The organism is Companilactobacillus zhongbaensis (assembly GCF_003946515.1).
Taxonomy (GTDB): domain Bacteria; phylum Bacillota; class Bacilli; order Lactobacillales; family Lactobacillaceae; genus Companilactobacillus; species Companilactobacillus zhongbaensis.
This window is the reverse complement of the sequence record NZ_RHOM01000013.1, coordinates 35,788-58,549: the sequence shown is the minus strand read 5'-3', so window position 1 is coordinate 58,549 and position 22,762 is coordinate 35,788. Positions and strand designations below refer to the sequence as shown.

Annotated in this window: 16 protein-coding genes; 11 read left to right on the top strand and 5 right to left on the bottom strand. The window is 40.3% G+C overall.

What is annotated here, in order from left to right:
- Window positions 1–24: 24 nt before the first annotated feature.
- On the bottom strand, window positions 25–651 hold the full coding sequence (locus EKM69_RS07145) for an LVIS_2131 family protein (RefSeq protein WP_125709607.1): 627 nt from the start codon (window positions 649–651) through the stop codon (window positions 25–27).
- A 257-nt stretch (window positions 652–908) separates the two neighbouring features.
- Here EKM69_RS07145 and nrdH point away from each other — a divergent pair, with 257 nt between their 5' ends.
- The 11 genes from nrdH (at window position 909) to EKM69_RS07090 (ending at window position 16,588) form a co-directional block, all read left to right on the top strand.
- On the top strand, window positions 909–1,139 hold the full coding sequence (gene nrdH / locus EKM69_RS07140; RefSeq protein ID WP_125709605.1) for a glutaredoxin-like protein NrdH: 231 nt from the start codon (window positions 909–911) through the stop codon (window positions 1,137–1,139).
- A 3-nt stretch (window positions 1,140–1,142) separates the two neighbouring features.
- Complete coding sequence (gene nrdI, locus EKM69_RS07135) at window positions 1,143–1,532, top strand: class Ib ribonucleoside-diphosphate reductase assembly flavoprotein NrdI (RefSeq protein ID WP_125709603.1); 390 nt, start codon at window positions 1,143–1,145, stop codon at window positions 1,530–1,532.
- Entirely contained in the window at window positions 1,519–3,669 is a 2,151-nt protein-coding gene (gene nrdE / locus EKM69_RS07130) for a class 1b ribonucleoside-diphosphate reductase subunit alpha (protein WP_404825408.1), read from the top strand. The genes nrdI and nrdE overlap by 14 nt, the downstream gene beginning before the upstream one ends.
- A gap of 44 nt (window positions 3,670–3,713) precedes the next feature.
- Entirely contained in the window at window positions 3,714–4,688 is a 975-nt protein-coding gene (gene nrdF / locus EKM69_RS07125; protein ID WP_125709599.1) for a class 1b ribonucleoside-diphosphate reductase subunit beta, read from the top strand.
- Between the two features lie 848 nt (window positions 4,689–5,536).
- Window positions 5,537–6,388, top strand: a complete 852-nt coding sequence (locus EKM69_RS07120) for an AraC family transcriptional regulator (RefSeq protein WP_125709597.1) — start codon at window positions 5,537–5,539, stop codon at window positions 6,386–6,388.
- A gap of 183 nt (window positions 6,389–6,571) precedes the next feature.
- Window positions 6,572–8,758 (top strand): glycoside hydrolase family 65 protein, encoded by a 2,187-nt coding sequence (locus tag EKM69_RS07115; protein ID WP_125709595.1) that lies wholly within the window; start codon window positions 6,572–6,574, stop codon window positions 8,756–8,758.
- 289 nt (window positions 8,759–9,047) lie between these two features.
- A complete protein-coding gene (locus tag EKM69_RS07110) occupies window positions 9,048–10,124 on the top strand; it encodes an NCS2 family permease (protein WP_125709593.1) in 1,077 nt (358 codons plus the stop codon).
- A gap of 2 nt (window positions 10,125–10,126) precedes the next feature.
- Window positions 10,127–10,669: a phosphoribosyltransferase family protein gene (locus EKM69_RS07105; RefSeq protein WP_125709591.1), complete on the top strand. Its 543-nt coding sequence runs from the start codon at window positions 10,127–10,129 to the stop codon at window positions 10,667–10,669.
- A gap of 581 nt (window positions 10,670–11,250) precedes the next feature.
- The gene (locus tag EKM69_RS07100) at window positions 11,251–12,642 is read left to right on the top strand and encodes an MFS transporter (protein WP_125709589.1); all 1,392 of its coding nucleotides are present in this window, start codon (window positions 11,251–11,253) and stop codon (window positions 12,640–12,642) included.
- A gap of 23 nt (window positions 12,643–12,665) precedes the next feature.
- Complete coding sequence (locus tag EKM69_RS07095) at window positions 12,666–13,706, top strand: alpha/beta hydrolase fold domain-containing protein (RefSeq protein WP_164505887.1); 1,041 nt, start codon at window positions 12,666–12,668, stop codon at window positions 13,704–13,706.
- An 848-nt stretch (window positions 13,707–14,554) separates the two neighbouring features.
- Window positions 14,555–16,588 (top strand): hypothetical protein, encoded by a 2,034-nt coding sequence (locus tag EKM69_RS07090; protein ID WP_125709585.1) that lies wholly within the window; start codon window positions 14,555–14,557, stop codon window positions 16,586–16,588.
- Between the two features lie 1,547 nt (window positions 16,589–18,135).
- Here the strand turns inward: EKM69_RS07090 and EKM69_RS12315 are convergent.
- The 4 genes from EKM69_RS12315 to EKM69_RS07075 all read right to left on the bottom strand — a co-directional run bounded on the left by EKM69_RS12315 (window position 18,136) and on the right by EKM69_RS07075 (window position 22,416).
- Window positions 18,136–18,285, bottom strand: coding sequence for a hypothetical protein (locus EKM69_RS12315; RefSeq protein WP_164505886.1), 150 nt, complete (start codon window positions 18,283–18,285; stop codon window positions 18,136–18,138).
- A 147-nt stretch (window positions 18,286–18,432) separates the two neighbouring features.
- On the bottom strand, window positions 18,433–19,347 hold the full coding sequence (locus EKM69_RS07085; RefSeq protein WP_125709583.1) for a sce7725 family protein: 915 nt from the start codon (window positions 19,345–19,347) through the stop codon (window positions 18,433–18,435).
- The gene (locus EKM69_RS07080) at window positions 19,344–20,060 is read right to left on the bottom strand and encodes a hypothetical protein (protein WP_125709581.1); all 717 of its coding nucleotides are present in this window, start codon (window positions 20,058–20,060) and stop codon (window positions 19,344–19,346) included. The genes EKM69_RS07085 and EKM69_RS07080 overlap by 4 nt, the downstream gene beginning before the upstream one ends.
- Window positions 20,050–22,416: an ATP-dependent DNA helicase gene (locus EKM69_RS07075; RefSeq protein ID WP_125709579.1), complete on the bottom strand. Its 2,367-nt coding sequence runs from the start codon at window positions 22,414–22,416 to the stop codon at window positions 20,050–20,052. The genes EKM69_RS07080 and EKM69_RS07075 overlap by 11 nt, the downstream gene beginning before the upstream one ends.
- Window positions 22,417–22,762: the final 346 nt, after the last annotated feature.

Sequence of the window (22,762 nt, the reverse complement as noted above, 5' to 3'; positions counted from 1 at the left end):
AAGTCAAAACAAGCGTTTAGTCTTTTATCTTGAAACGTTAATGAACGATCTTTCTGGGACACGGATAACACGGTATTCAGACGCAAAACGTCCGGCACGTAATCCTAGTCCATTGACGAAATTATTCTTATACCTAGCCTCGGCAGTGATTACGTAAGCATGTTGGTACTTACTGTCCATTTGCTTGATCTTCTTCATTGGCCAATTCAAATGAACGCCAGATACGTTGAACGGCAAAGTAGCATCTGAAATAGTTGCTTCACGACTAGAAACGGTATAAGTCGAATTGTTGATCCAATATTGATAGACGTTCGTCCCCTTATTAGGGTTAGACTTATCGATCTTGACATAATAGCCTTGTCCATCAGATCGTGTCTGGACGATCATTGGGTCGTATTTATAAGTAACAGCAATATCTTGCTTGTTGTTCAGATCTACGCGGGAAAAAAGCGACATGTATAACATCCCGATCACTGCGGCGATAACGACTAATATCTCCACGATATCGAGACAGATCGTCTTCCAAGTGATTTTCTTCTTGTGTTCCACTAAGATCTTTAAGTGACGATTTCTAATGTTAAATACTACGATGAATAAAAGAGCAATAACAATAATCCAAGCGAGTATCCCTATGAAATTCCATCCGTTCATGTTAATCTCCTCAAATCCAATGGTTATTTGTTCTACATCAATTTTTATTGATAAGACAATTTTAACACGAAACGAAGTTTTTTTTCGAAATTGAAACACTTGGCAGCTTTTTCATGAAAAAATTCTTTAAAGCCCGTCCCATCACTGTTTCACACACTAAATACAGTGTTTCGCAAATATTCAGACACTACATCTTGTATATTGAGTTTGGTTGTTTTAAACTAGTCTTTGAAACATTAACAAAGGGGACCACCATTATGAACAACGTAATCGTATATAGCAAAAACAACTGCATGCAATGCAGAATGACAAAGAGATACTTAAAAGAACATAACGTACAATTCGAAGAAAGAAATATCAACCAACAACCACAATATCTTGATTACTTAAAACAACAAGGATACCAAAGCGTCCCTGTAGTAATGCCTGGAAATAGTGATCCAATCGTTGGCTTCCGCCCAGATAGTCTTAAAGGACTAGTAGGCTAGTCAATGGTAGACATCGCTTTTTATTCAATCACAGGCCAAACCGTAAGATTTGTTAAGAAAACTGGTTTGGATGCATATCAAATTACTGACGCCGACCCGTTTCACGAAATGGGTCGGTCGTTTATTCTCATCGTACCTTCTTACGATGACGATATGATGGACTCAGTGATCGATTTCCTTCAATACAAAGGAAATGCCGATAACTGTGTTGGTGTTGCGGGAGGCGGAAACCGTAACTTCAATACTCTGTACAACCACACTGCCAGAGACATCGCTAAAGGCTTAGACGTCCCAGTCGTATTTGAATTTGAATTCAACGGAACCGATAAAGACGTAGAAAATTTCAAGAAAGTAGTGAACGAATTTGGGGCTAAACAACCTGGACGTAACTAATGTAAGTTACTTCAAATTAAATAATGAAATTAATATTCCAGTGGACAATACAATTCCACTAAACAAAGATCAAGAAGCCATTAAGGCTTTTTTCAATGAGAATGTTGAACCTAACACTAAGAAATTTGACTCTTTTAGAGATCACATCGACTACTTGTTAGACGGCGATTTCATCGAACACGAGGTCATCGATAAATATCCATTCGACTTCATCGAAGATCTTTATAACTTTTTGATGGATCAACATTTCCAATTTAAGTCATTTATGGCTGCTTATAAGTTTTACAACCAATACGTGATCAAGACTAACGATGGCGACTTGTATTTGGAAAATTACGAAATGCGGATCCTTTTTAATGCCTTGCTTTTCGCTAATGGTGACCAAGAATTAGCTAAGTCATTGGCAACAGAAATGATCGCACAACGTTATCAACCAGCTACTCCTTCATTTTTGAATGCTGGTAGAAAACGTCGTGGAGAATACGTTTCTTGTTTCTTACTCCAAGTAACTGACGATATGAATAGTATTGGTCGGACTGTCAACAGTGCCCTGCAACTATCACGTATCGGTGGTGGTGTTGGTATCACCTTGTCAAACTTGCGTGAATCAGGCTCACCTATCAAGGGAATCGACAATTCTTCATCTGGTGTCTTGCCAGTTATGAAATTGTTGGAAGATTCTTTCAGTTACAGTAACCAATTAGGTCAAAGACAAGGTGCCGGAGCCGTTTATTTGAACGTCTTCCATCCTGATATCATTGACTTCTTGTCTGCTAAGAAAGAAAACGCCGACGAAAAGATCCGTGTGAAGACTTTGTCACTCGGTGTTATCGTTCCTGATAAGTATTATGAATTAGTTCGTGAGAACAAAGACATGTACTTATTCAGCCCTTACTCCGTTGAAAGAGTTTATGGCGTTCCATTTTCTTACGTGGATATTACTAAAGAATACGACAACATGGTCAAAGATGACCGCATTAAAAAATACAAAATTGAAGCTCGTGAACTTGAAGACGAGATCAGTAAGTTACAACAAGAATCAGGTTACCCTTATGTCTTGAATATCGACACCGTTAACCGTGCTAATCCGATCGACGGTAAGGTCATCATGAGTAACTTATGTACTGAGATCCAACAAGTTCAGATTCCTTCAGAACTAAACGATGCTCAAGAATACGTCAAAATGGGAACAGATGTCAGTTGTAACCTTGGTTCAACTAACATCTTGAACATGATGGACAGTCCTGATTTCGGTAAATCAGTTCGTTCAATGATGCGTGCTTTGACTTACGTTTCAGACGCTTCAAACATCGTTGCTGTTCCTTCTGTTGCTCACGGTAACAAACTGAGCCACTCAGTTGGACTAGGTGCTATGGGACTTCATACTTTCTTAGCTAAGAACCAGATCGAATACGGTTCACCCGAATCGATCGAGTTCACTGGCGTTTACTTCCTCTTGCTCAACTACTGGACATTGATGGAAAGTAACCAAATCGCTAAGGACCGCAAAGAAACTTTTTATAATTTTGAAAAGTCTGACTATGCTAATGGTTCTTACTTCGACAAATATATCAGCGAAGACTTTGCTCCTAAACTAGCCAGAGTCAAGGAACTCTTCAAAGATATCGATATCCCAACTAAAGAAGACTGGCAAGCACTTAAAGACAGTGTCCAAAAATACGGTTTGTACAATGAATACCGTCTTGCTGTTGCGCCTACAGGTTCGATCTCATATGTCAACAATACTAGTGCGAGCCTTCAACCAATCACTCGTTTAGTAGAGGAACGTCAAGAAAAGAAAAACGGTAAGCTATACTTCCCAGCTCCACTATTGAGTAACGATACGATCAAGTATTACAAGTCAGCTTACGATACTGATATGCGTAAAGTTATCGACATCTACGCTGCTGCTCAAAAGCACGTCGATCAAGGAATGAGTTTGACCTTATTCCTCCGTTCAGAGATCCCAGAAGGAATTTACGAATGGAAGACTGATACTAAGCAAACAACTCGTGATCTCAGTATTTTACGTAACTATGCCTATTATCAAGGTATCAAGTCACTTTACTACGTAAGAACATTTACGGAAAACAATGATGAGATTGGTAGTAACGAATGCGAAAGCTGCTCAATTTAATTTTTTCAGATTCACTTTAGATTCACTCAGGAGGATTATTTTAAATGGTCGATACATACTACAAAGCCATAAACTGGAACAAAATTGAAGACCAAGTCGACAAAGCTACTTGGGAAAAACTTACATCACAATTTTGGTTGGATACTCGTATCCCACTATCAAATGACGTCGATGATTGGCGGACATTAAACGAGACTGAACATACTCTAGTTGGACACGTTTTTGGTGGTTTAACGCTGCTAGACACACTCCAATCAGAAGACGGGATCGAACAAATCAGAAAAGATGTCCGTACTCAAGCTGAGACAGCCGTCTTCAACAACATCCAATTCATGGAATCTGTTCACGCCAAGAGTTATTCATCGATCTTCAGTACTTTAAATACTGCTGAAGAGATCGAAGAAATTTTTGACTGGACCGACCACAACGAATTCCTTCAAAAGAAAGCTAAGATCATCAACGAGATCTACCAACACGGAACAGGCATCCAGAAAAAAGTAGCTAGTGTCTTCCTTGAAACATTCTTGTTCTATTCAGGATTTTACACACCACTTTATTACTTAGGAAACAACAAATTAGCCAACGTGGCCGAGATCATCAAGTTGATCATCCGTGACGAATCAGTCCACGGAACATTTATCGGCTACAAGTTCCAACTCGCCTTCAACGAATTGTCAGAAGACGAACAAGGCAAATTGCAAGAATGGATGTACGACCTTCTTTATGAGCTTTACGACAATGAAGAAAAGTACACGCACACTCTTTACGATGACATCGGCTGGACTGAAGAAGTGTTGGTCTTCTTAAGATACAACGCTAATAAGGCCTTGATGAACTTAGGTCAAAGTCCTCTTTTCCCTGATGGGAACGCTGAGGATGTTAATCCTATTGTTATGAATGGTATCTCAACTGGAACTTCCAACCATGATTTCTTTTCTCAGGTTGGTAATGGTTATTTGATGGGTAAGGTTGAGGCTATGAAAGATGATGATTATGATATTGGTCGTAATTCTGATTAGTTATTTTTAAGCTAACTTCATTTTATGGAGTTGGCTTTTTTTATTGTATTGGGATAGTGGGGGTAGTTTTGTTGGTGGTTCACTGCCGGTTCCGGGGCGGGGCGCTATATGAGACTGGAACGCTGCGGACCCACTTTGAACCAATCGAGCATAAACCGCTCGCTTGTTTCAAAGCTGGGTCTTTCACTAAGCGGTAAACCGCTAAGTGAAATTTCGCGGCTGAGCCCATATAGCGCCCCGCCCCTCCACCTAGATAGTGGTCTAATAACCATTCTTATTTTTTTGGGTGGGACCGATTTTTTGTGTATAAATTGGCGCTTTTTCCTGCCCTACTCTTTTCGGTCTATCTCAGTTTCTTTGATGATAGTAAAATCAAAATCCAAACCTTTGGTTCCAACTGAATCTGATTTTATTCTTATTTTTCTTTATGGATCTTCAAAAAAATTTTCGATGATATTCTCTCTCAAAATTTACTGGATAAATCGTACTTTCCAAAATCGTAAGACCGTACAGAGCTCAGTACATCAATCTAACCCAAACTACCCAAGCATGTTTAGCTAAGTACCGTATCCCCACAAAAAAATAAGTTTTATTCCCAATTAGGTCCTGTGGGGGTGGAGGGAATTCGCCGTCAGCCGCGAAATTTTCGTTTGCACGGCAAAGGCCGTGCTTACGAAAAGACCCAGCTTTGAGATGTCCAAGGCGGTCTTCCTTGGATAGCTCAAAGTGGGCCCGCAGCGTTCCACGGCGCAATTCCCGGAACCCCCACAGGACCGGGAACAACCCTCCCCCCAAACAATGTTATATAATCAAATTAATAACCTCCAACAATAAAAGGAGAAATACAAATGCCTGCTTATTATGAAAACCTCGTTTTTGACGACTCATTACCTGTTAAGGCTTTTCTTCATACTGACCCCTCATGGAAAGTTAAAGATGTTATGTCTCATTGGCATAACTCTATTGAACTGTGCTATGTCGTTAAGGGTGAGCCTGGGCGTACTCGGATCAATGGTCAGGAATATCAGCTTACTGCTGGGGAATTTTTTGTTATTGGTCCTAATGTTATTCACAGCTTTAAGGCGGTTGTTGATCCTCGGAATGAAATTTTGACTTTGTTGCTGCCTTTGAATTGGTTGTTTGATCAAATTGATGACTTTAATCAAATTCATTTTGAGATCGGTCCTTTGGATCTGACTGAGCCTAAGTTTGCTCTGCTGGAAAAAAGTTTGGCCAAGATCACTGAATATAAGCGGGCTGAAAAGCCGGATATTCAAAATCAAGTGCAGACGATCAGTGCTTTGCACTATGTGGCCGCTTTTGTCTTGCAGAAGATGAGTCGCTTTCAGGAAAACGATTCTGGTTCTTTGAAGTTGGGCTCGCCGTTGATGATCCAATCAGTGATGTCGGAAATTCAAAATAACTTTTCCAAAAATATTACCATCGCCCAATTTAGTCAGGAAAATCATATTTCCGAAGCTCACTTGATTCGGATTTTTAAAAAATTTGTTGGCGTTTCTCCTAAAAATTATTTGGTCCAAACTCGTTTGACTAAGGCGACCCAGCTTTTGCGGCAGACGGACTTGCCGATTCACGAAATCGCGGAGCAAACTGGATTTGGTTCGAATAAAAACTTCTTCGTCTTGTTCCGGAAGCATTTTGAGATGACTCCGAATGATTATCGCCATCAAAACTCCTAGTTTTTGCAAAAAATCTGGCTATACCCGTTGAAAATTTTGTTAAAGCGACTAAGATAGATTCACTGATGTTAAAAAAGGTAACTATTACAACCAAATTGTGGATTGGAAAGCTTTTTTGTTACCTGTACATTAATAATGTAAACAATTTCATGATTAGAATAATAACCTTGAGGGAGGTATTTCATGTCAAATTTAAACACACTCAGTCTGACTGACTTAAAAAATCATCAACCACCTTATTTAGAGACGATCTACTCGCTTGCTAACGGACATTTTGGCATTCGCGCCAGTGATCCAATCGATCCAAGCCCGAGTAGTGGCACTTTAGTTAACGGTTATTACGAGACTGATCCGATCGTCTATGGTGAATCAGCGGTGGGTTACGCGAAAAATCATCAAACTATTGTCAACTTGCCCGATCTTCGTCAGATCACAGTTACAACATCTACTGGCAAAGCTTTTGACCGGTCAACTTTGAAGTCATCCAATCTTAACTTTGAAACTGGTATTTTATCGCAAGATTACGTCTTGTCGACCGACGACGATCAATCAATCAACTTACATTTAACGACTGTCATCGACCAAGCCGATCAAACTGCGGTTGCCTTACGTTACGAATTCACAAAAAATAGTTACGTTGGTAAGATCAAGGTGACTAAGTCGTTGCAAAGTGTGAAGGATTCTGACGCTAGTGATGATCCTCGAAAGGCTCGTCAAGTTAAAACTTTGCAGTTCGACACGACTGTCGATACCGCTAATGAAAAAAATTTGGTTATCAAAACTGTTAACAGCAAGCTAACTATTACCATGGCTATTTCGGCTTTTTCCGGTACTTTGACCGAACAAGTCTTTAACCTTAGCCAGGAAAACGGCGTGGCCACTTATTTGGCTGGTGTTTCTAATATCGATTACGATCAAAAGACTCCGGTGATCGATTTGAGTAACTATACTTTTGACAGCATCGCCGAAAGTTCTCGGCAATATTGGAGCAATATTTGGCACAGTAGCCAGGTCGAGATCGATAGTGACGATCAGCTGACACAAGCTATTCGTTACAACTTGTTCCAACTAAACCAATCGGCTGGACGTGATGGGAAGACTAACATCCCTGCTAAAGGACTCAGCGGAACTGGCTATGAAGGGCATTATTTCTGGGATACCGAGATGTATCTCCTACCTTATTTCACCTATACCGATCCCGAAATTGCCCGCGATCTACTCGACTTTCGTTTCAATACTTTGGACGATGCTAAAAAACAAGCTAGAACGCTGGGTGTCGATCACGGTGCTTTGTTCCCATGGCGGACGATCAATGGCCAAGAAGCCTCAGCCTACTATCCAGCAGGGACTGCTCAATATCACATCGACGGTGACATTGCTTATGCCGTCAATCGTTATTATGAAGCAACTGTCGACAACGATTGGTTAATCAAAAAAGGCTTCGAGCTCGTTTTGGAGACGGCTAGATTTTGGGTCAACTTTGGCCACTTCCGTGAAATAGACCACCAAAAACGCTTTGAATTTGCCGGCGTTACTGGTCCCAACGAATATACCGTCATGGTCGACAACAATTACTACACTAACCGCATTGCCAAGCACAACTTGAACTTAGCCGTTAGACTAGGCAAGATCGTTCAAGCTCTGGCTCCGGAAAAATTCGAACAACTCAATGTGACTGACAAAGAGCTAGACGACTTTTTCAGCATCTCTCAAGCAATCTACCTGCCATTCAATAAAGATCTAAAGATCAACGCCCAGGATGACAGCTTTTTCAGCAAACCTCTGTGGCCGTTTGAAACGACACCGAAGGAAAATTACCCACTATTATTGCACTATCATCCCCTAACGATTTATCGTCACCAAGTAGCCAAGCAAGCCGACACCATCCTGGCTGAGTTCTTATTCCCCGAAGATACTAAAAAGGACCATCTCAAGCGGGAGTATGACTACTATGAAAAAATCACCACGCACGATTCATCCCTATCTAGATCAGTCTTCAGCATGGTCGCAGCTAGACTTAACGACTACAAGCAAGCCTACCAATATTTCATGGCCACTGCCACGATGGACTTAACTGATCTCCAAGGAAACACTGAGGACGGCCTCCATCTGTCAAATCTCGGCGGTAGCTGGTTAGCACTAACAGCCGGATTTGCGGGAATGACCCAAGAAAATGGCATCCTGCATCTAACGAACAACTTGCCAAAACAGTGGAATGCCCTAACCTTCAGGATCCGCCTCCAAAACAATCTTTTTAAAGTCACTTTGACTCACGACAACACCAACGTGGAATTGCTTGAAGGACCTGAAGCGAAAGTGTTCATCAGTGGTAAGGAACACACAGTTAGCACCTTTGTTACTGAAAAATAGAACTTATGTAAAAACCATCTCCCCCAAGAGAAAAATTTTTATAGTCTCAAGTTGAATATAGTAAAAAGCCTCTAGATGATGTGATGTCTAGAGGCTTTTTGTCGTCTGATTTTTAGGGATACTGTATGAAATGACAAGAACCACACAAAGTAAGCTGAAACAATTTTGATAAATATCCGAACATTAATTAATATCCAACCTTTTAATATACGTTTATTTTATCAATAAGGTGGATTTAAATAAATTTATATAGTATATTGTTCGTATTAACAGCAAAGGTGGTATTGTTTTGCATTGGTTAGCAGATTTACTTGCCGCAATCGGCGTTGTTTTAAACGGAATACCTCAAGGGATCATGGCGATGACACTTGGCTTTGCCGTCTTCCCGACAGCTTTTTCGTTCGGATTAGCATCGTTAGTCAACGGAGTTGCTGGATCGGTCGCACCGATTTCATTCCAAGCGGAATCGTTAGCGTTGACCGGACACCTCGGTAAAAACTTACGTGAACGTTCGTCGATCATCTTCTTCGGCGCCGCAATCATGTTAGTGATCGGTCTGACTGGGTCGCTGACTAAGATCGTCGACATCCTCGGAACACAGATCATGGCCGGAATGATGGCTGGAGTTGGACTGATGTTAGCAAAAATCGCCCTACAAATGGCCAAAGAAGAATCACATTTTGGCTGGATATCGATTGCCTTAGCGGCCGTAACTTACATCATTAGCCACGACTTAGTTTGGACTATTACCATTTCAGTCATCGGAACTAGTCTCTACGCCGTTTTCGTGAAACATTATCGGGTGACCTTGCCAGATCACGTCACGGCTCGCAAATTTCAATTTGTTAAACCAGTAGTCAGCGTCAAAGTTTTACGTGGTGCTCTAAGTCTAGCCTGCCTAAACATCGGCGCAAACATTTCCTATGGATTGATCACCGGTCAAATGACTGGTCAAAAACCGAATCCAGTCGATTTGAATTTATTGACCAGTACTCAAGCACTAGCTGACTTCGGAACTAGTTTACTAGGTGGAGCTCCAGTAGAAACCATTATTTCCGCAACAGCCAGTGCTCCCGAACCAGTAATTGCAGGGATAATCATGATGCTGATCATGGCCGTAATTTTACTCTTGGGTTGGCTACCAAGAATCGGTCAGTACGTACCTAGTGCATCAATCGCCGGCTTTTTATTAGTCCTTGGAGCAGTAGTAATTTTTCCAGAAAACGCCACAACCGCCATGAACGGACCACTATCAACAGTTGCCGCCATCACCTTAGTAGTAACGGCACTAGTAGATCCGTTCATCGGACTCTTAAGCGGCGCCGTACTAAAATTCGGATTACCATTATTAGGATTGGGGATCTAACCATGACAAAAACATACGAACTAACCATCGGTCCACTAAAACGAGAATTACCACTAATAAAAATCAACCCAACAACCACAATTGCCTCCTTCGTACTACTAGGCGACGCGGAACTAACAGCCTACGCAGCCGAACAATTAGGTAAAAAACTAGCCAACGTCGACTTCGACTACTTAGTAACCATGGAAAGCAAAGGAATCCCGCTAGCACAAGTACTAAGCGACCAAACCAACCATCCCCATTTCATAGTCTTGCGTAAAAGCGTCAAAGACTACATGAACAAACCACTAACAGAATCCGTCCACGCCATAACCACCAGCGCTGACCAAGAACTAGTACTAGACGGAGCAGACGCAGAACTGATTCGCGGCAAAAAAGTAGTAATAGTAGATGACGTAATAAGCAGCGGAGGCTCCTTAAACACAGCCAAAGCCCTCCTAAAACAAGCAGACGCCACCGTCGTAAAACAACTAGCTATCCTAGCAGAAGGCCCAGCAGCTAAAAGAACAGACATCGAATACTTAGCCCCATTACCTCTGTTTTAACCATAGATCATAAATAACAAAAACGTCCGTGCATAAGCGCGGGCGTTTTTATTTTACATAAGGGTTTTATCATTGCTTTTTGAACTTACCAACAAAAATAGAAATTGAGATAGACCGCAATGAATAGGACGCGCAAACAGTGCCAACTTGCTCAAAAAAACTCGGTCACTTCCAAAAAAAAGGGGAGATAGTGCACTATCTAGACGGAGGGGCCTGGGATACAGCCCTCAGCACCTAAATTTCACTTGGCAATTTATTGCCTAGTGAAAGACCGAGTTTTGAGATGCCCGAGTGGTCTCCTCGGGTAGCTCAAAATCGTGTCAGGTGCGTTCCAGCGGCTGTATCCCAGGCCCCGGAGTCGGCAGTGAACCGCACTCAAAACTACTACCTCAATACCACACACCTAAAATCACAAACGCCTCTGTCTGCGTTTCTCTCTTACATCTATACCTCTGCACACCATCTCCCGTGACAAATGTCAAAAAAGGTAACTAAATAGGCAATCTAAGGAATTAATTTATAGAAAAATATTTATTATTATATGTATACGGTTACAGGGAAAATACAGGAGGAAAAAACAAATGACCTGGAAAAAATGGAAACAACGCATCTTCTACGGTGCTACCGACATGGGTGGCAACCTGATCTGGCAAATGGTAGGACTATATCTCTTGTTCTACTACACCACAGTCCTAAACATCTCCGCTGCTTTCGTAGGAACACTATTCTTAGTCGTCCGTTTCATTGACGCCTTCGATGGAATGTTCTTCGGTTACCTAATTGATCACACCAAATCAAAATACGGTAAATCCCGTCCCTACTTTTTATGGTTCGGAGTTCCCCTTGGGATCTTAGCCATGTTGCTCTTCATCAATCCAAGTTTTGGTGGCAATGACCTCTTTCAAAAAATTTGGGTCAGTGTCATCTACACCTTATTCAGTTTAGTTTACTCAGGTGCTAATACTCCGATCACTGCGATCCTACCTAGTTTGACCAAAAATAAAGAAGAACGAGCTAACTTAGCTAGTGCTCGGATGGTTATGACTAACATCGGAACGACTGTTATCGCTGCGATCACATTACCGATCATCAACATGCTCGGTGGACAAAAAAGCGAAACTGCCTGGATGATCTGGGGCATCATTATCGGAAGTGTCATCATGTTACTTTTCTTCTCAGCTTTCATCAACTTGCGTGAACAACCGCTAGAAGAATCCGACAACGAAGCCGACCAGATCGAAGGTCACCTTTCGATCAAAGAATCATTCAAAGGCGCTTTCAAAAATCGGCCTTGGGTCATTCTTTCCATTAGTTTGATCTTGATCCAAACATTTTGGGTAACGAGAATGTCTGCGACTGTTTTTTACGTAACTTACGTTTACAATGCTAAAAAAGTTTTCAGTTTACTAATGGCTTTCACTATCACTTCAGTTATCGGTAACTTACTAGTCCCGATCTTAGCAAAAAAATTCAGCAATCGTTCTATTATGACAGGCATCTTGATTGCATTCATCATCGGCCAAGTAATTTCCCCGCTCGGCATCAACTCAGGTAACGTCGTTTGGATTTTTGCCGGTAATATTATTTCCATGATCACTATGGGTGGTGTCTTCACACTCTCATTTGTAATGATCGCCGACACAGTTGAATATTCCCGTGTCGTTCAAAAAATCGAGGAACCAGGCTTCCTCTCCTCTATTCCGATGGTTGGTGCTAAAATCGGCATGGGTGTCGGTGGAGCGGTTTCCGGATGGGTCCTAGCTTGGGGCGGATTTTCTGCCAACGCTACCGTCCAAAGTGCTAAAGCACTCAGCGCCATCAGCATCAATTTTATTTGGATCCCTGTACTCTTATCGATCGTTGTTATTACAATGATGCGCTTCTATAACTTAGACGAAAAACAATTATCAGCTCAAGATACTGACACAGCAGAAGCAAATGTTTTGAAAGATGCTTCTATCGAAGAGGTTTAAAAATGTTCAAGGAGAACAGAAAAATGGCATATAAACAAACTCTAGAAGTCTTAAAAAATAATTGTATCGAAACTTTAAATGATCCTTTAGATAAAATCGTCAAACCAGTAGACGACACGATCAATGGTGGTGAATACAGTCCCCTATTACTACCAAGTTTGGAAAAATTTAAAACAGTTTCCGCTTTAGATGACGACTTAGTCCAACTACGTGCCGGTGGAGCGGTCAACTCAGAAGACCTCACCACAACTAACATTGAAACCGTCGAGCGCAACATCGAATACTGGCATAGAAATGTTCGCATGGAACAGTACATCCCTGAAAATGCTAGCGCTAAAAAAGCTTTTATCTACTTCCATGGTGGCTCCTTCTATGGTGGTCAAATTGAAGACGTTCGTAACATGCTCAAATACATCGCTGAACAGAGCAACACTACAGTCTTCAACATCGACTACAAATTAGCACCAGAAAATCCTTTCCCCGAAGGGATCCTTGACGGTGTAGCAGTAAGCTTATACGTTCAACAATGCTTAGGCTTTGAAAATATCATCCTCGGAGGCGACTCGGCCGGAGGAAACGTCAGCATTGCTGTCGATAACCTCTTGAATCGCCTAGGCTACCAATCATCAGCTGCCAACATCTTGCTATACGCCGTAGTAACATTAGCTGATGACCACAATGAAGAGCTTTGGGACCTTTCCAGTTACCCAATTGATCAAGCTCAGATCGCCATCAGAAATAACTATCGCAAATTATTCCATTCCTTAAACGCCATCATGAGAAAGTACTACTTAACTCATGACGAAAACCCCAACTTAGACTTGATCTCGCCACTACACGGCAGAGACAATCTGCAAAAAGCTAACACACTCATGATCGTTGGTGAGTACGACTTTTTCAGATTACAAGACGAAGCTTATGCTAAGCTACTCAACGAAAATGAAACTGACGTCAAGTTCCTACAATACAACGGCATGGCCCACGCATTTGCCCCAATGATCGGCGTCTTGCCACAAGCTGACGATGCTTGTTTGGAAATGGCACAGTTCATTAGTGAAGTTTAAAATATAAAAAAATTTGTTCATCTTTGCTTTTTTAAGCTTATTTTATGATTATGGATGCATAATTGGTCTTGTTCAGATGAAGGAGGAACAAATTTATGATTATTTTAAACTCACTACGTGCTGGTATTAGTACTGGTATTCATACAGCTGCTAACGATGTTGCTGCTGTTGGCCAATTGTTTGATAACGTTACTCGCTAGTATTGTTATTGATCTTGACTAATTTTATTCATTTATAAACAACCCCAGGTAGAGCTGTCCGTTTGGACAGTTCTTTTTTTGTTTTTGGTGGGGTTTGTCTTGAGGTGTGAGAGATTGGCTGCAGTGGTGGTTTGGTTGTTGAGGTAGTAGTTTAGTGTGTGGTTCACTGTCGACTCCGGGGCCCGGGGATACAGACGCTGGAACGCATCTGACACGATTTAGGTGCTGAGGTCTGTATCCCCGGGCCCCTCCGTCTAGATAGTGAAACAATCCCCTTTTTTTTATGGGGACCGAGTTATTTTGATCAAGTTGGCACTTTTTGCGCGTCCTATTTATTGCGGTCTATCTCAGTTTCTATTTATGTTAATAAGATCATAAGTGCAAGGTTAAGTGCATTGTGTAGGTGCCTTAACCCCTATGTGCATTCATGCTGAACGTTTTATTGATTGTTATATTCTCCCAATTTTTAATTCAGTTCGCGGGACTTCGCTCCGCTCATTTTTTGTATTTTAATCATTATTATTTCACTACTTTTTTTACTGGATAAAAATATATAAATACTGTTTTATATTAAAATTGCCATTCTATGATTTTGATATGCCAGTTATACTTAAACTCAAATAACCCATTTTTTGGGGAGACTAGGTTGTGCTTATTTTAAAGAACGTTATCTCAAGTAAATTTATTAAAATAGCTTTGATTGTAATTTCTTTCGTAACCATCTTTGGATTTGTTTCAATTGCACACGCCGACAATACAGATACTGCTGTCACGGCACCTGCACCTTTTCGCACCCCTACTGGGCCGGGATATTCTCTTGGATCCTGGGTAACAGTTTCAGGTTTTAAATTACAACCTAAAGATCATTACTATGCAAGAACTGGGGATTCTGTAACTATTAAAACGGACGTTAACAAAAATGATGCTAGCTCAGTTTTTGGTGGTAATTTATTCTCTGGCGTCAATTATAAATGGTATAAATTCGATGGGGGAAAATGGAGGGAAATAAAAAAATCTGGATTTTTATTGAACCACTCCATCAATAATCGTAATTATTCATTTAAATCCACAACTCCTGGGACTTTTTATTTTCAAGCATTTGCACAAGTTGTACCAATTTTGCCTTACTTCAATCCGCCTTTGTACTCTAACATGACATCTATCACCTTTTCTAAAGACAGTGAAGTTACAAATAGTTTTTCCATCAAACCTCAATCTAATTATTTATTGGTAAATAAAGATTTCTTGAAAAAAGGATATTATCTTGATGTGATTACTGATCCTGTCACCGCAAATGATATTCACGATATTCAATGGTCATTCCCTGATGATATTGCTGGAGTTACCACAGATAAAACATCTAACGAACTCATTTCGATTATAGATAATCAAATTTTTGTCAATAAAAATGCAAGTTCGATTCTTGCCCATAAACATCTTTCTTCAGAAGTTGTTAAAATAAAAGGTTCATTAATTAATGGTCTTGGAAAACAAATTGATGCTTATACCAGTGTTACTGTTGGTAACATGTTGACTATCAAAGATGATCAAAAAAATTTTACTGCTGGAGACTCCAGTATCATCACGTTAAACGGTGACTTTGATGATAAAGATGAGATTCATTGGCACAGAGTTAAGGGAGCTGAAAATAGAGAATTTCCTAATCCAAAAAACACATTGCCGTTAAAATCTCTTTCAAGAGAAGATAATGATACAAGATATTATGTTGAAATTATCAGTGAAAATCCGATTGATAAGAATAATCCTTTCAAGGTGAAATCTAATGAAATTCATATTGGAGTAGATAGTATTAACATTCAGAATGACTATGACCATACCATTAGTAGTACATACGCTGATAACACACATATAAGCAATACGTTTAATATCGAAAATGCAGAAGTAACTGACCGTTTAACCCACACTATCACAATAATAAACCATAATGACGTCAATATACGCCCTCAATTTCGTGAGAATGAACTCATTTACCCTCTTAGCCCAAATGAAGAAATTGTAAATATAGACAGCGTTAAAATTAACAACGACAATATTAAACCAGAGAATATTAGAATTGATGAAAACACTGTGCATATAAAACACATCCCCATTGAAAACTTCCCAACCAAAGTTACCATTGATACTATAGTTACAAAAATCGAAAAAAACTCTTTTGAATATGCACCCTTATTTACCGTATATACTAGTGATCAAGAAAGTTATATTGATCCAATAGAACCAATTAATAGTATTTCTTTCGTAAACGATGGTATTGTTCCGATTCCTCATAATATAGAATTTGGACAAATAATTAAAAGAGTTTCATCTCTCGAGAATCGAATTCTCCCTGATAGTGACAACAATATTGTTGATTTCAACGATAATCGTCGTAACAAAACACCAGCAAAATTAGAATTGAGCTTCTCGGATAAGTTTCATTATGGTTCTTCAAACTCACCAATAACTACTGATAGTCTTGAATTACGATATTTTGATTCAAATCAAAATGAATTGGGTATCCCTAGTAAAAATCTCGTTGTTGAACAAACGAAACAAGGTGAATCGATCCAACCAATATCTTGGCAAAATAATGAAGGTCTTAAAATTTTTGTTCGTAATACAAACCTTGACGATGGAATATATAAATCTAAGATCGTTTGGACTACAACCTGGTCTATTTAGTCTTTCAAAACTTTTTACATTTAATCTTAACCAGTCAAAAAGCAACCACCACACCGGTGATTGCTTTTTTTCATATCTTCTTCACAGAATGACTACATTATTTTAAGCTGCTCTAAAGCTTCAGACGCAATAATGTAACACATAGAAAGGAGGTTGGTACTTACATGATCAACCTAGCTGATGACTTACATCACGCCGTACACTTATCTGTACAACCTAAAAACGATCGTGTTATCGATCCACTTATTAAACACTTACAAAGATAATTACTATTAATAAAAACATCAACTTACAATTAAAAAATCAATTAAATAACAAGAAGGTATTTACATGAAAGATACATACAATAATTTTGAAAAAACTACTTATGAAACTGAAGCATTCAAATCATTTCCCACTGCTTCAATCGCATTGATCAAAGAACAAAAGTATTTTAGCAACAAATAATTCGCCCTTAGCATTACGCATTAATCAAATACAGAGATATTTGAATCAAAACAAACTAAATAAAGAAGGTATTTTAACTATGAATAATTTCCCTAACCAATTCCACGACGCACTTAACCAAGCTGTAAAACCTGCTCCTAATGGTCAACTTCCTATTGAACACAAGTTGTTACACCCTGGTAAATAAGACTTTTTAAAAACAAAACAATCTAAAACTATACAAAGAAGGTATTTAACTATGAATAATTTCCCTAACCAATTCCACGATGCACTTAACCAAGCTGTAAAACCTGCTCCTAATGGTCAACTTCCTATTGAACACAAGTTGTTACACCCTGGTAAATAAGATCCATTAAAAAACAAAACATTCTAAAACTATATAAAGAAGGTATTTAACTATGAATAATTTCCCTAATCAATTCCACGATGCACTTAATCAAGCTGTAAAACCTGCTCCTAACGGTCAACTTCCTTTGGAACATAAACTATTACACCCTGGTAAATAAGGCTTTTTAAAAACAACTCAATCTAAAACTATATAAAGAAGGTATTTAACTATGAATAATTTCCCTAACCAATTTCACGATGCACTTAACCAAGCTGTAAAACCTGCTCCTAATGGTCAACCACCTTTGGAACACAAGCTGCTTCACCCTGGCAAATAAGATCTATTAAAAAAACAAAACATTCTAAAACTATATAAAGAAGGTATTTAACTATGAATAATTTCCCTAATCAATTCCACGATGCACTTAATCAAGCTGTAAAACCTACTCCTAACGGTCAACTTCCTTTGGAACATAAATTACTTCACCCTGGTAAATAAGGCTTTTTAAAAACAAAACAATCTAAAACTAAATAAAGAAGGTATTTAACTATGAATAATTTCCCTAACCAATTCCATGATGCACTTAATCAAGCTGTAAAACCTGCTCCTAACGGTCAACCACCTTTCGAACACAAGCTATTGCACCCTGGTAAATAGTCTTAACTTTTAGTCGCATTCTCAAACAAAAAGCAAACTAACAATCTATTTTGTCTCCTGAGATGTGCCTGAATTTGGAAAGCCAATCGATTTTCGGTTGGCTTTTTTGTTTGCTTTAAATAACCTCGGAACTCGTAGTGACACCTGATGGGATTTTTTGTATTAAGACATCCCCCATTTCTAACAAGCTGAATAGTAGTATTACAAAAACTAAGCTGATTATCAGTGTTTTCCAAAATTCCTTTTTACCTTTATTCCGATCCATAACTCTGCCCCCTGATGATAGAATTATTGATTACTTGATGGTTTCATCATAGGTTGGTATATGTTGAGGTTCAATCCACAATTGTGTGGAATCTTTGTATGTCCGTTATAACGCAAAAAACACCACTCAAATTTGAATGGTGTTCTTTTACTTACTCAACTCCAACAATCGAGACATCAACTGAAAATAATGGCGGAGTGACAATTTTTTGACGATGCCTAGGCCTGGGAACTTGGTTTGATTTGCGTAGGCTAGCAATTCTTCTAGGGCAGTGGTTCGATTTAGCCCGTGGATGTTTTCTGGTGCCCAGTCGGCTAGCTTTTTGATGGCTTCGAAGAATTTTTCTTTTTGGCCACGCATGGATTCGTTACTGTCGGAGACGAAGTGGTGGATCCTTAGTGTTCCGTCTTTTGTGGCGTAGATAACATGCAGGGCGATGGCTCTGGATGGCATTCCTTTGTCGAAATAGTGACTGCCAACCATGGAGTAGTCGCCGAATCCTTGATAGTTGTCGATTTGTTGGTACCAGTTTGCTGGTTGAAAAAATTCGTCGTCGATTATTGCGTAATCTTCTACATGGGGGACGAAAGTTAGTGGATCTGTTAGGGTGATGGCCTTGTCTTTGACCAATTGGTGGATCCTAGCTTCTTCCGGTATCAAGACTCCACTGACTTTTTGTAGTAGGTCGCTGTTTTGATAAGCTTTTAATAGTTGGTAATTGCGGGCAATCAGGAGGCTGTTGTTGAAGTCACTTTGAATGAAGTCACTGCTGAAGTCTGGTGCTAAGATCGCTGCCGGATGAAAAAAAGCTAACTTGCTCAAGTCTGGCAGTGGGTGGAGCTTGGTGTCATTTAGTCCGTAGACGCTGACTTGCGGGTTGGCGATGACGCTGAAAGGTTGTTCGTGCTCGACTAATATGTTGACGGTGTCTAACAATTCTTTGGAATCTCTGACTGGTTCGATGATCGGCATGATATTTTTTCCTAGCTCATTTGCTAGACAGGCTTCTTTTAACGCTAATAAATCGTACATCCGCCCTCTTAAATATGGATAGTAGGTCATACTTTGCCCTCCAAATTTGGATGGTTCAGTTTTGCTAGTTTTAGTTTTAGTTCTTGACACTCGGCGTTTCTAGCATCCAGTTCTTCTTGTAACGCCGTCACAGCATCACTTTGCATGTCATCGATGAAGCGGTCGTAGATATTATGATCGGGGTGGTAAATGTCGTAACCTTTTTTCGCCCGTTTTTTCAATTCTTTATACAATTTATTAGCCGGATACAGCTGCAAACCTTTCTCCACACGTTTAGCCTTATCGACTTCGCGAAAAAGTGAGGCGACGAAATGACTCGTCAGTTTCTTTTCATCTACTTGAAGCTCTTGATACTGAGCTTTTTTGGCGACGGTCAAAAAGCCTGGTGTCCGCAAAGTTTGGTCTGCTTGCTCTAAGGCTTCTTGGTCAAACTCGCGATAGATCAAGATGCCTATGTGGATCGGGATCTCTTCTTTTACTTCTTCGTACAATTTTTGTGGAAGGACGAAGTAGTTGTAGTTGCCAATAAAAGACAGTTTGGCTTTGGAATGGAAGTCGTTTTTGGTGACTTTTAGCTCGTAGCAGCGCCATTCGATCGAGCCATCTGGTAGTTGCTGGTAACTCAATGTGTCCACTATTCCTTTTTTATCAGGCATCGAGACCTCTTCGACGACGTAGGCCGACTGTTCGTAGCAATATTGATATAAGGTGGATTCGAGATTTTTTGTCAGTTTAGTTTTCATTGGCTTGTCCTTTCCAAAAATCATTGATATCGGTCGCCAGATTTTTTAAAGTGCTGACTCTTTGGTAGTTGTTCCAATGCGGTGGGAAGAGTTGGGTGTATCTTTGGCTGGCGAAACGCTGGTCGAGTAATAAAATGATGCCAACGTCACTGCTGCTTCTAATGAGTCTGCCGGCGGCTTGGAGGACGTTGTTCATGCCTGGCAATTGATAGGCATAGGCAAATCCTTGGCCGTTTTCTTGATCATAGTAGTCTTTGATCAAATTATTTTCGGGGCTCAATCCTGGCAAGCCCACGCTAATGATGGCCACGCCGATCAAACGGGTCCCTCGCAGGTCGATTCCTTCAGAGAAGATGCCACCTAAGACGCAAAATCCGACTAAAGTCTCCACAGGATCTTCTTCAAATTGGTCTAAAAAGTCTTGTCTGGCAAAGGCATCCATACCAGTGGTTTGTTCGGTCGTCTGAATGTCCGGACATTTTTTCTCAAAAGCATCTTTGATTTGACGCAAGTATCCATATGATGGGAAGAAAAATAAATAATTACCTTTTTTTGCTGTCACTAAAGCTTTCAAACTTTCAACAATATTATTTTCATTGGCCGATCTTTGATAGTAAGTCGTTTGAACGTACTGAGTAACTAAGATCTCTTGATGCTGTGCTGGAAATGGCGACGGCAACTGATAAGCCAGACTGTTTTCCTTGCCACCCAAAACATCACGATAATAGTCCATTGGCGATAACGTGGCCGAAAACATGACCGCACCTAATCCGAGTTTGAGCGATTGGTCGAGGAAAAAGCTTGGGTCCAGACAGATCTGCTTGACGGAGATCTTGTCACCGTCTAAGACGATCCGCGTTTTATACGTATCATCATAGTAGCCACTGATCTTCAAAAATTGCAGACACCGGAAAAAGTAGTCGCGTGTGTCATCGACGAAGTCAGACGGTTCTCGGTCTTTGAGCCAATCGATGATGAATTCATTGAATTTATTGAGTGCTTTAACGAGGTTATTCGGGATATCTGCTGTCACTAGTTCGTCTTTTTTCAAAAGATCCAAGGTGAACTTGACGTCTTCAAACGCTTTAGCCAGTTTCTTGAGTTGATTTTGATATTTTTTAGTCGAATTCTTCTGCTTCCGGGCTTCCTCGATCAACTTAGGAATCGCATCGTTGGTTACTTCAGCCGAATACATGTCACGCGCACGACTGACTAAGTTGTGAACCTCATCGACAAGGAAAAAGTTGTCATTGTCTTTTTCCGTGAAAAACCGCTGCAAGTAGACGAGTGGATCAAACAAATAGTTGTAGTCACAAATGATGACATCACAAAAAAGCGACGTATCCAGAGAAAACTCAAACGGATCGACGGTGTGCTTTTTGGCATAACGCTCTATAACGCTACGGGTGATGCTATCTTCATGGATCAAAATGTCTTTCAAAGCCGGTTTCAAGCGATCATAGTAACCGATCATGTAAGGATTTTTCTCCGGCAACAAGTCTTTTTCTTCCGGAAAGCGGATCCGGTCTTTGGCGGTCAAAGTGATACTCTTCAACTTCAATCCGTGATCACTCATCAAATCGATTGTCTCTTCAGCCACATGCCGAGTACTCTGCTTGGCAGTCAAATAAAACAAACGCTGGATCTTGTTCTCCCCCATCGCCTTGATGGCAGGAAACATCGTCGAGATCGTCTTCCCAGTTCCCGTTGGAGCCTCGATAAAAAGCCGTTTTTCCAAGCAAATAGTCTTGTAAACCGCGGCAGCCATCTCATGTTGCCCAGTCCGAAATTTTTCAAAAGGAAATTTCATCGGCACGATCGACTCATTACGAGTTTTACGCATATCGGAACGCAGCTTGAGCCAAAATTCATACTCATTGATCAGTTTTTCAAAAAAGTCAGCTAGTTCTTCACGACCAAAAGTCTCTTCGTCAACCGTCGTCTTATCCTCAGAAACTTGATAATAAGTCAGCTGCAAAGTCACTTCATCTAACTCTGGATGTTCTTCCAAGATCAAATGCCCATATACCTTCACCTGACCCCAATAAAGCTCGCGAGTATTATCAGTCAACTCCTCATACTTTTGATCAGAAGTTTTGATCTCCTCGATCAAAATATGGTCATCACTGATCTCAATCCCATCAGCACGACCAGAAAGCACATAATCCTCATCGTTCATCGAAACAACTTTTTTCAAATAAACTTCACTCTCATAATCGTCACTACGCTCTTTTTGAAGCTGCCGATGAATACGAGCACCGATCATAGCAGTATTCTGACTATCCTTAGACTCATTCAAGTCCCCACTACGCAAAACAAACTCAACCAACTGCCGAATCCCGATCCGAGTCGCCATAAGCAACCTCCCTTTTAGAATATCTAAGTAACATTGTAAAACATATGTTCGTTATTGTCTGCAAAAAAGAGAGAGAGTGGAGGAGCGCGGTCAGCTGCTGAGGATTAACGCGGGTGGTCGCACAGAGGTGCGGCGAAGCCGTGCCGCGACCACCTGTGTTAACCGGAGGCCGCTGCGCTCCGGAACTCGTTTCCACTATAAAACGGGCAACGTTTGGCAAAATTCAAATAGCGGTTTGGAAACATCAAAATAGTGGTTTGGCAACAACCAAATAGTAGTTTGGCAAAAAAATAACTCACCACCAAAATCCAATACCCCAACTTAACCACAAACCCCAAAAACAAAA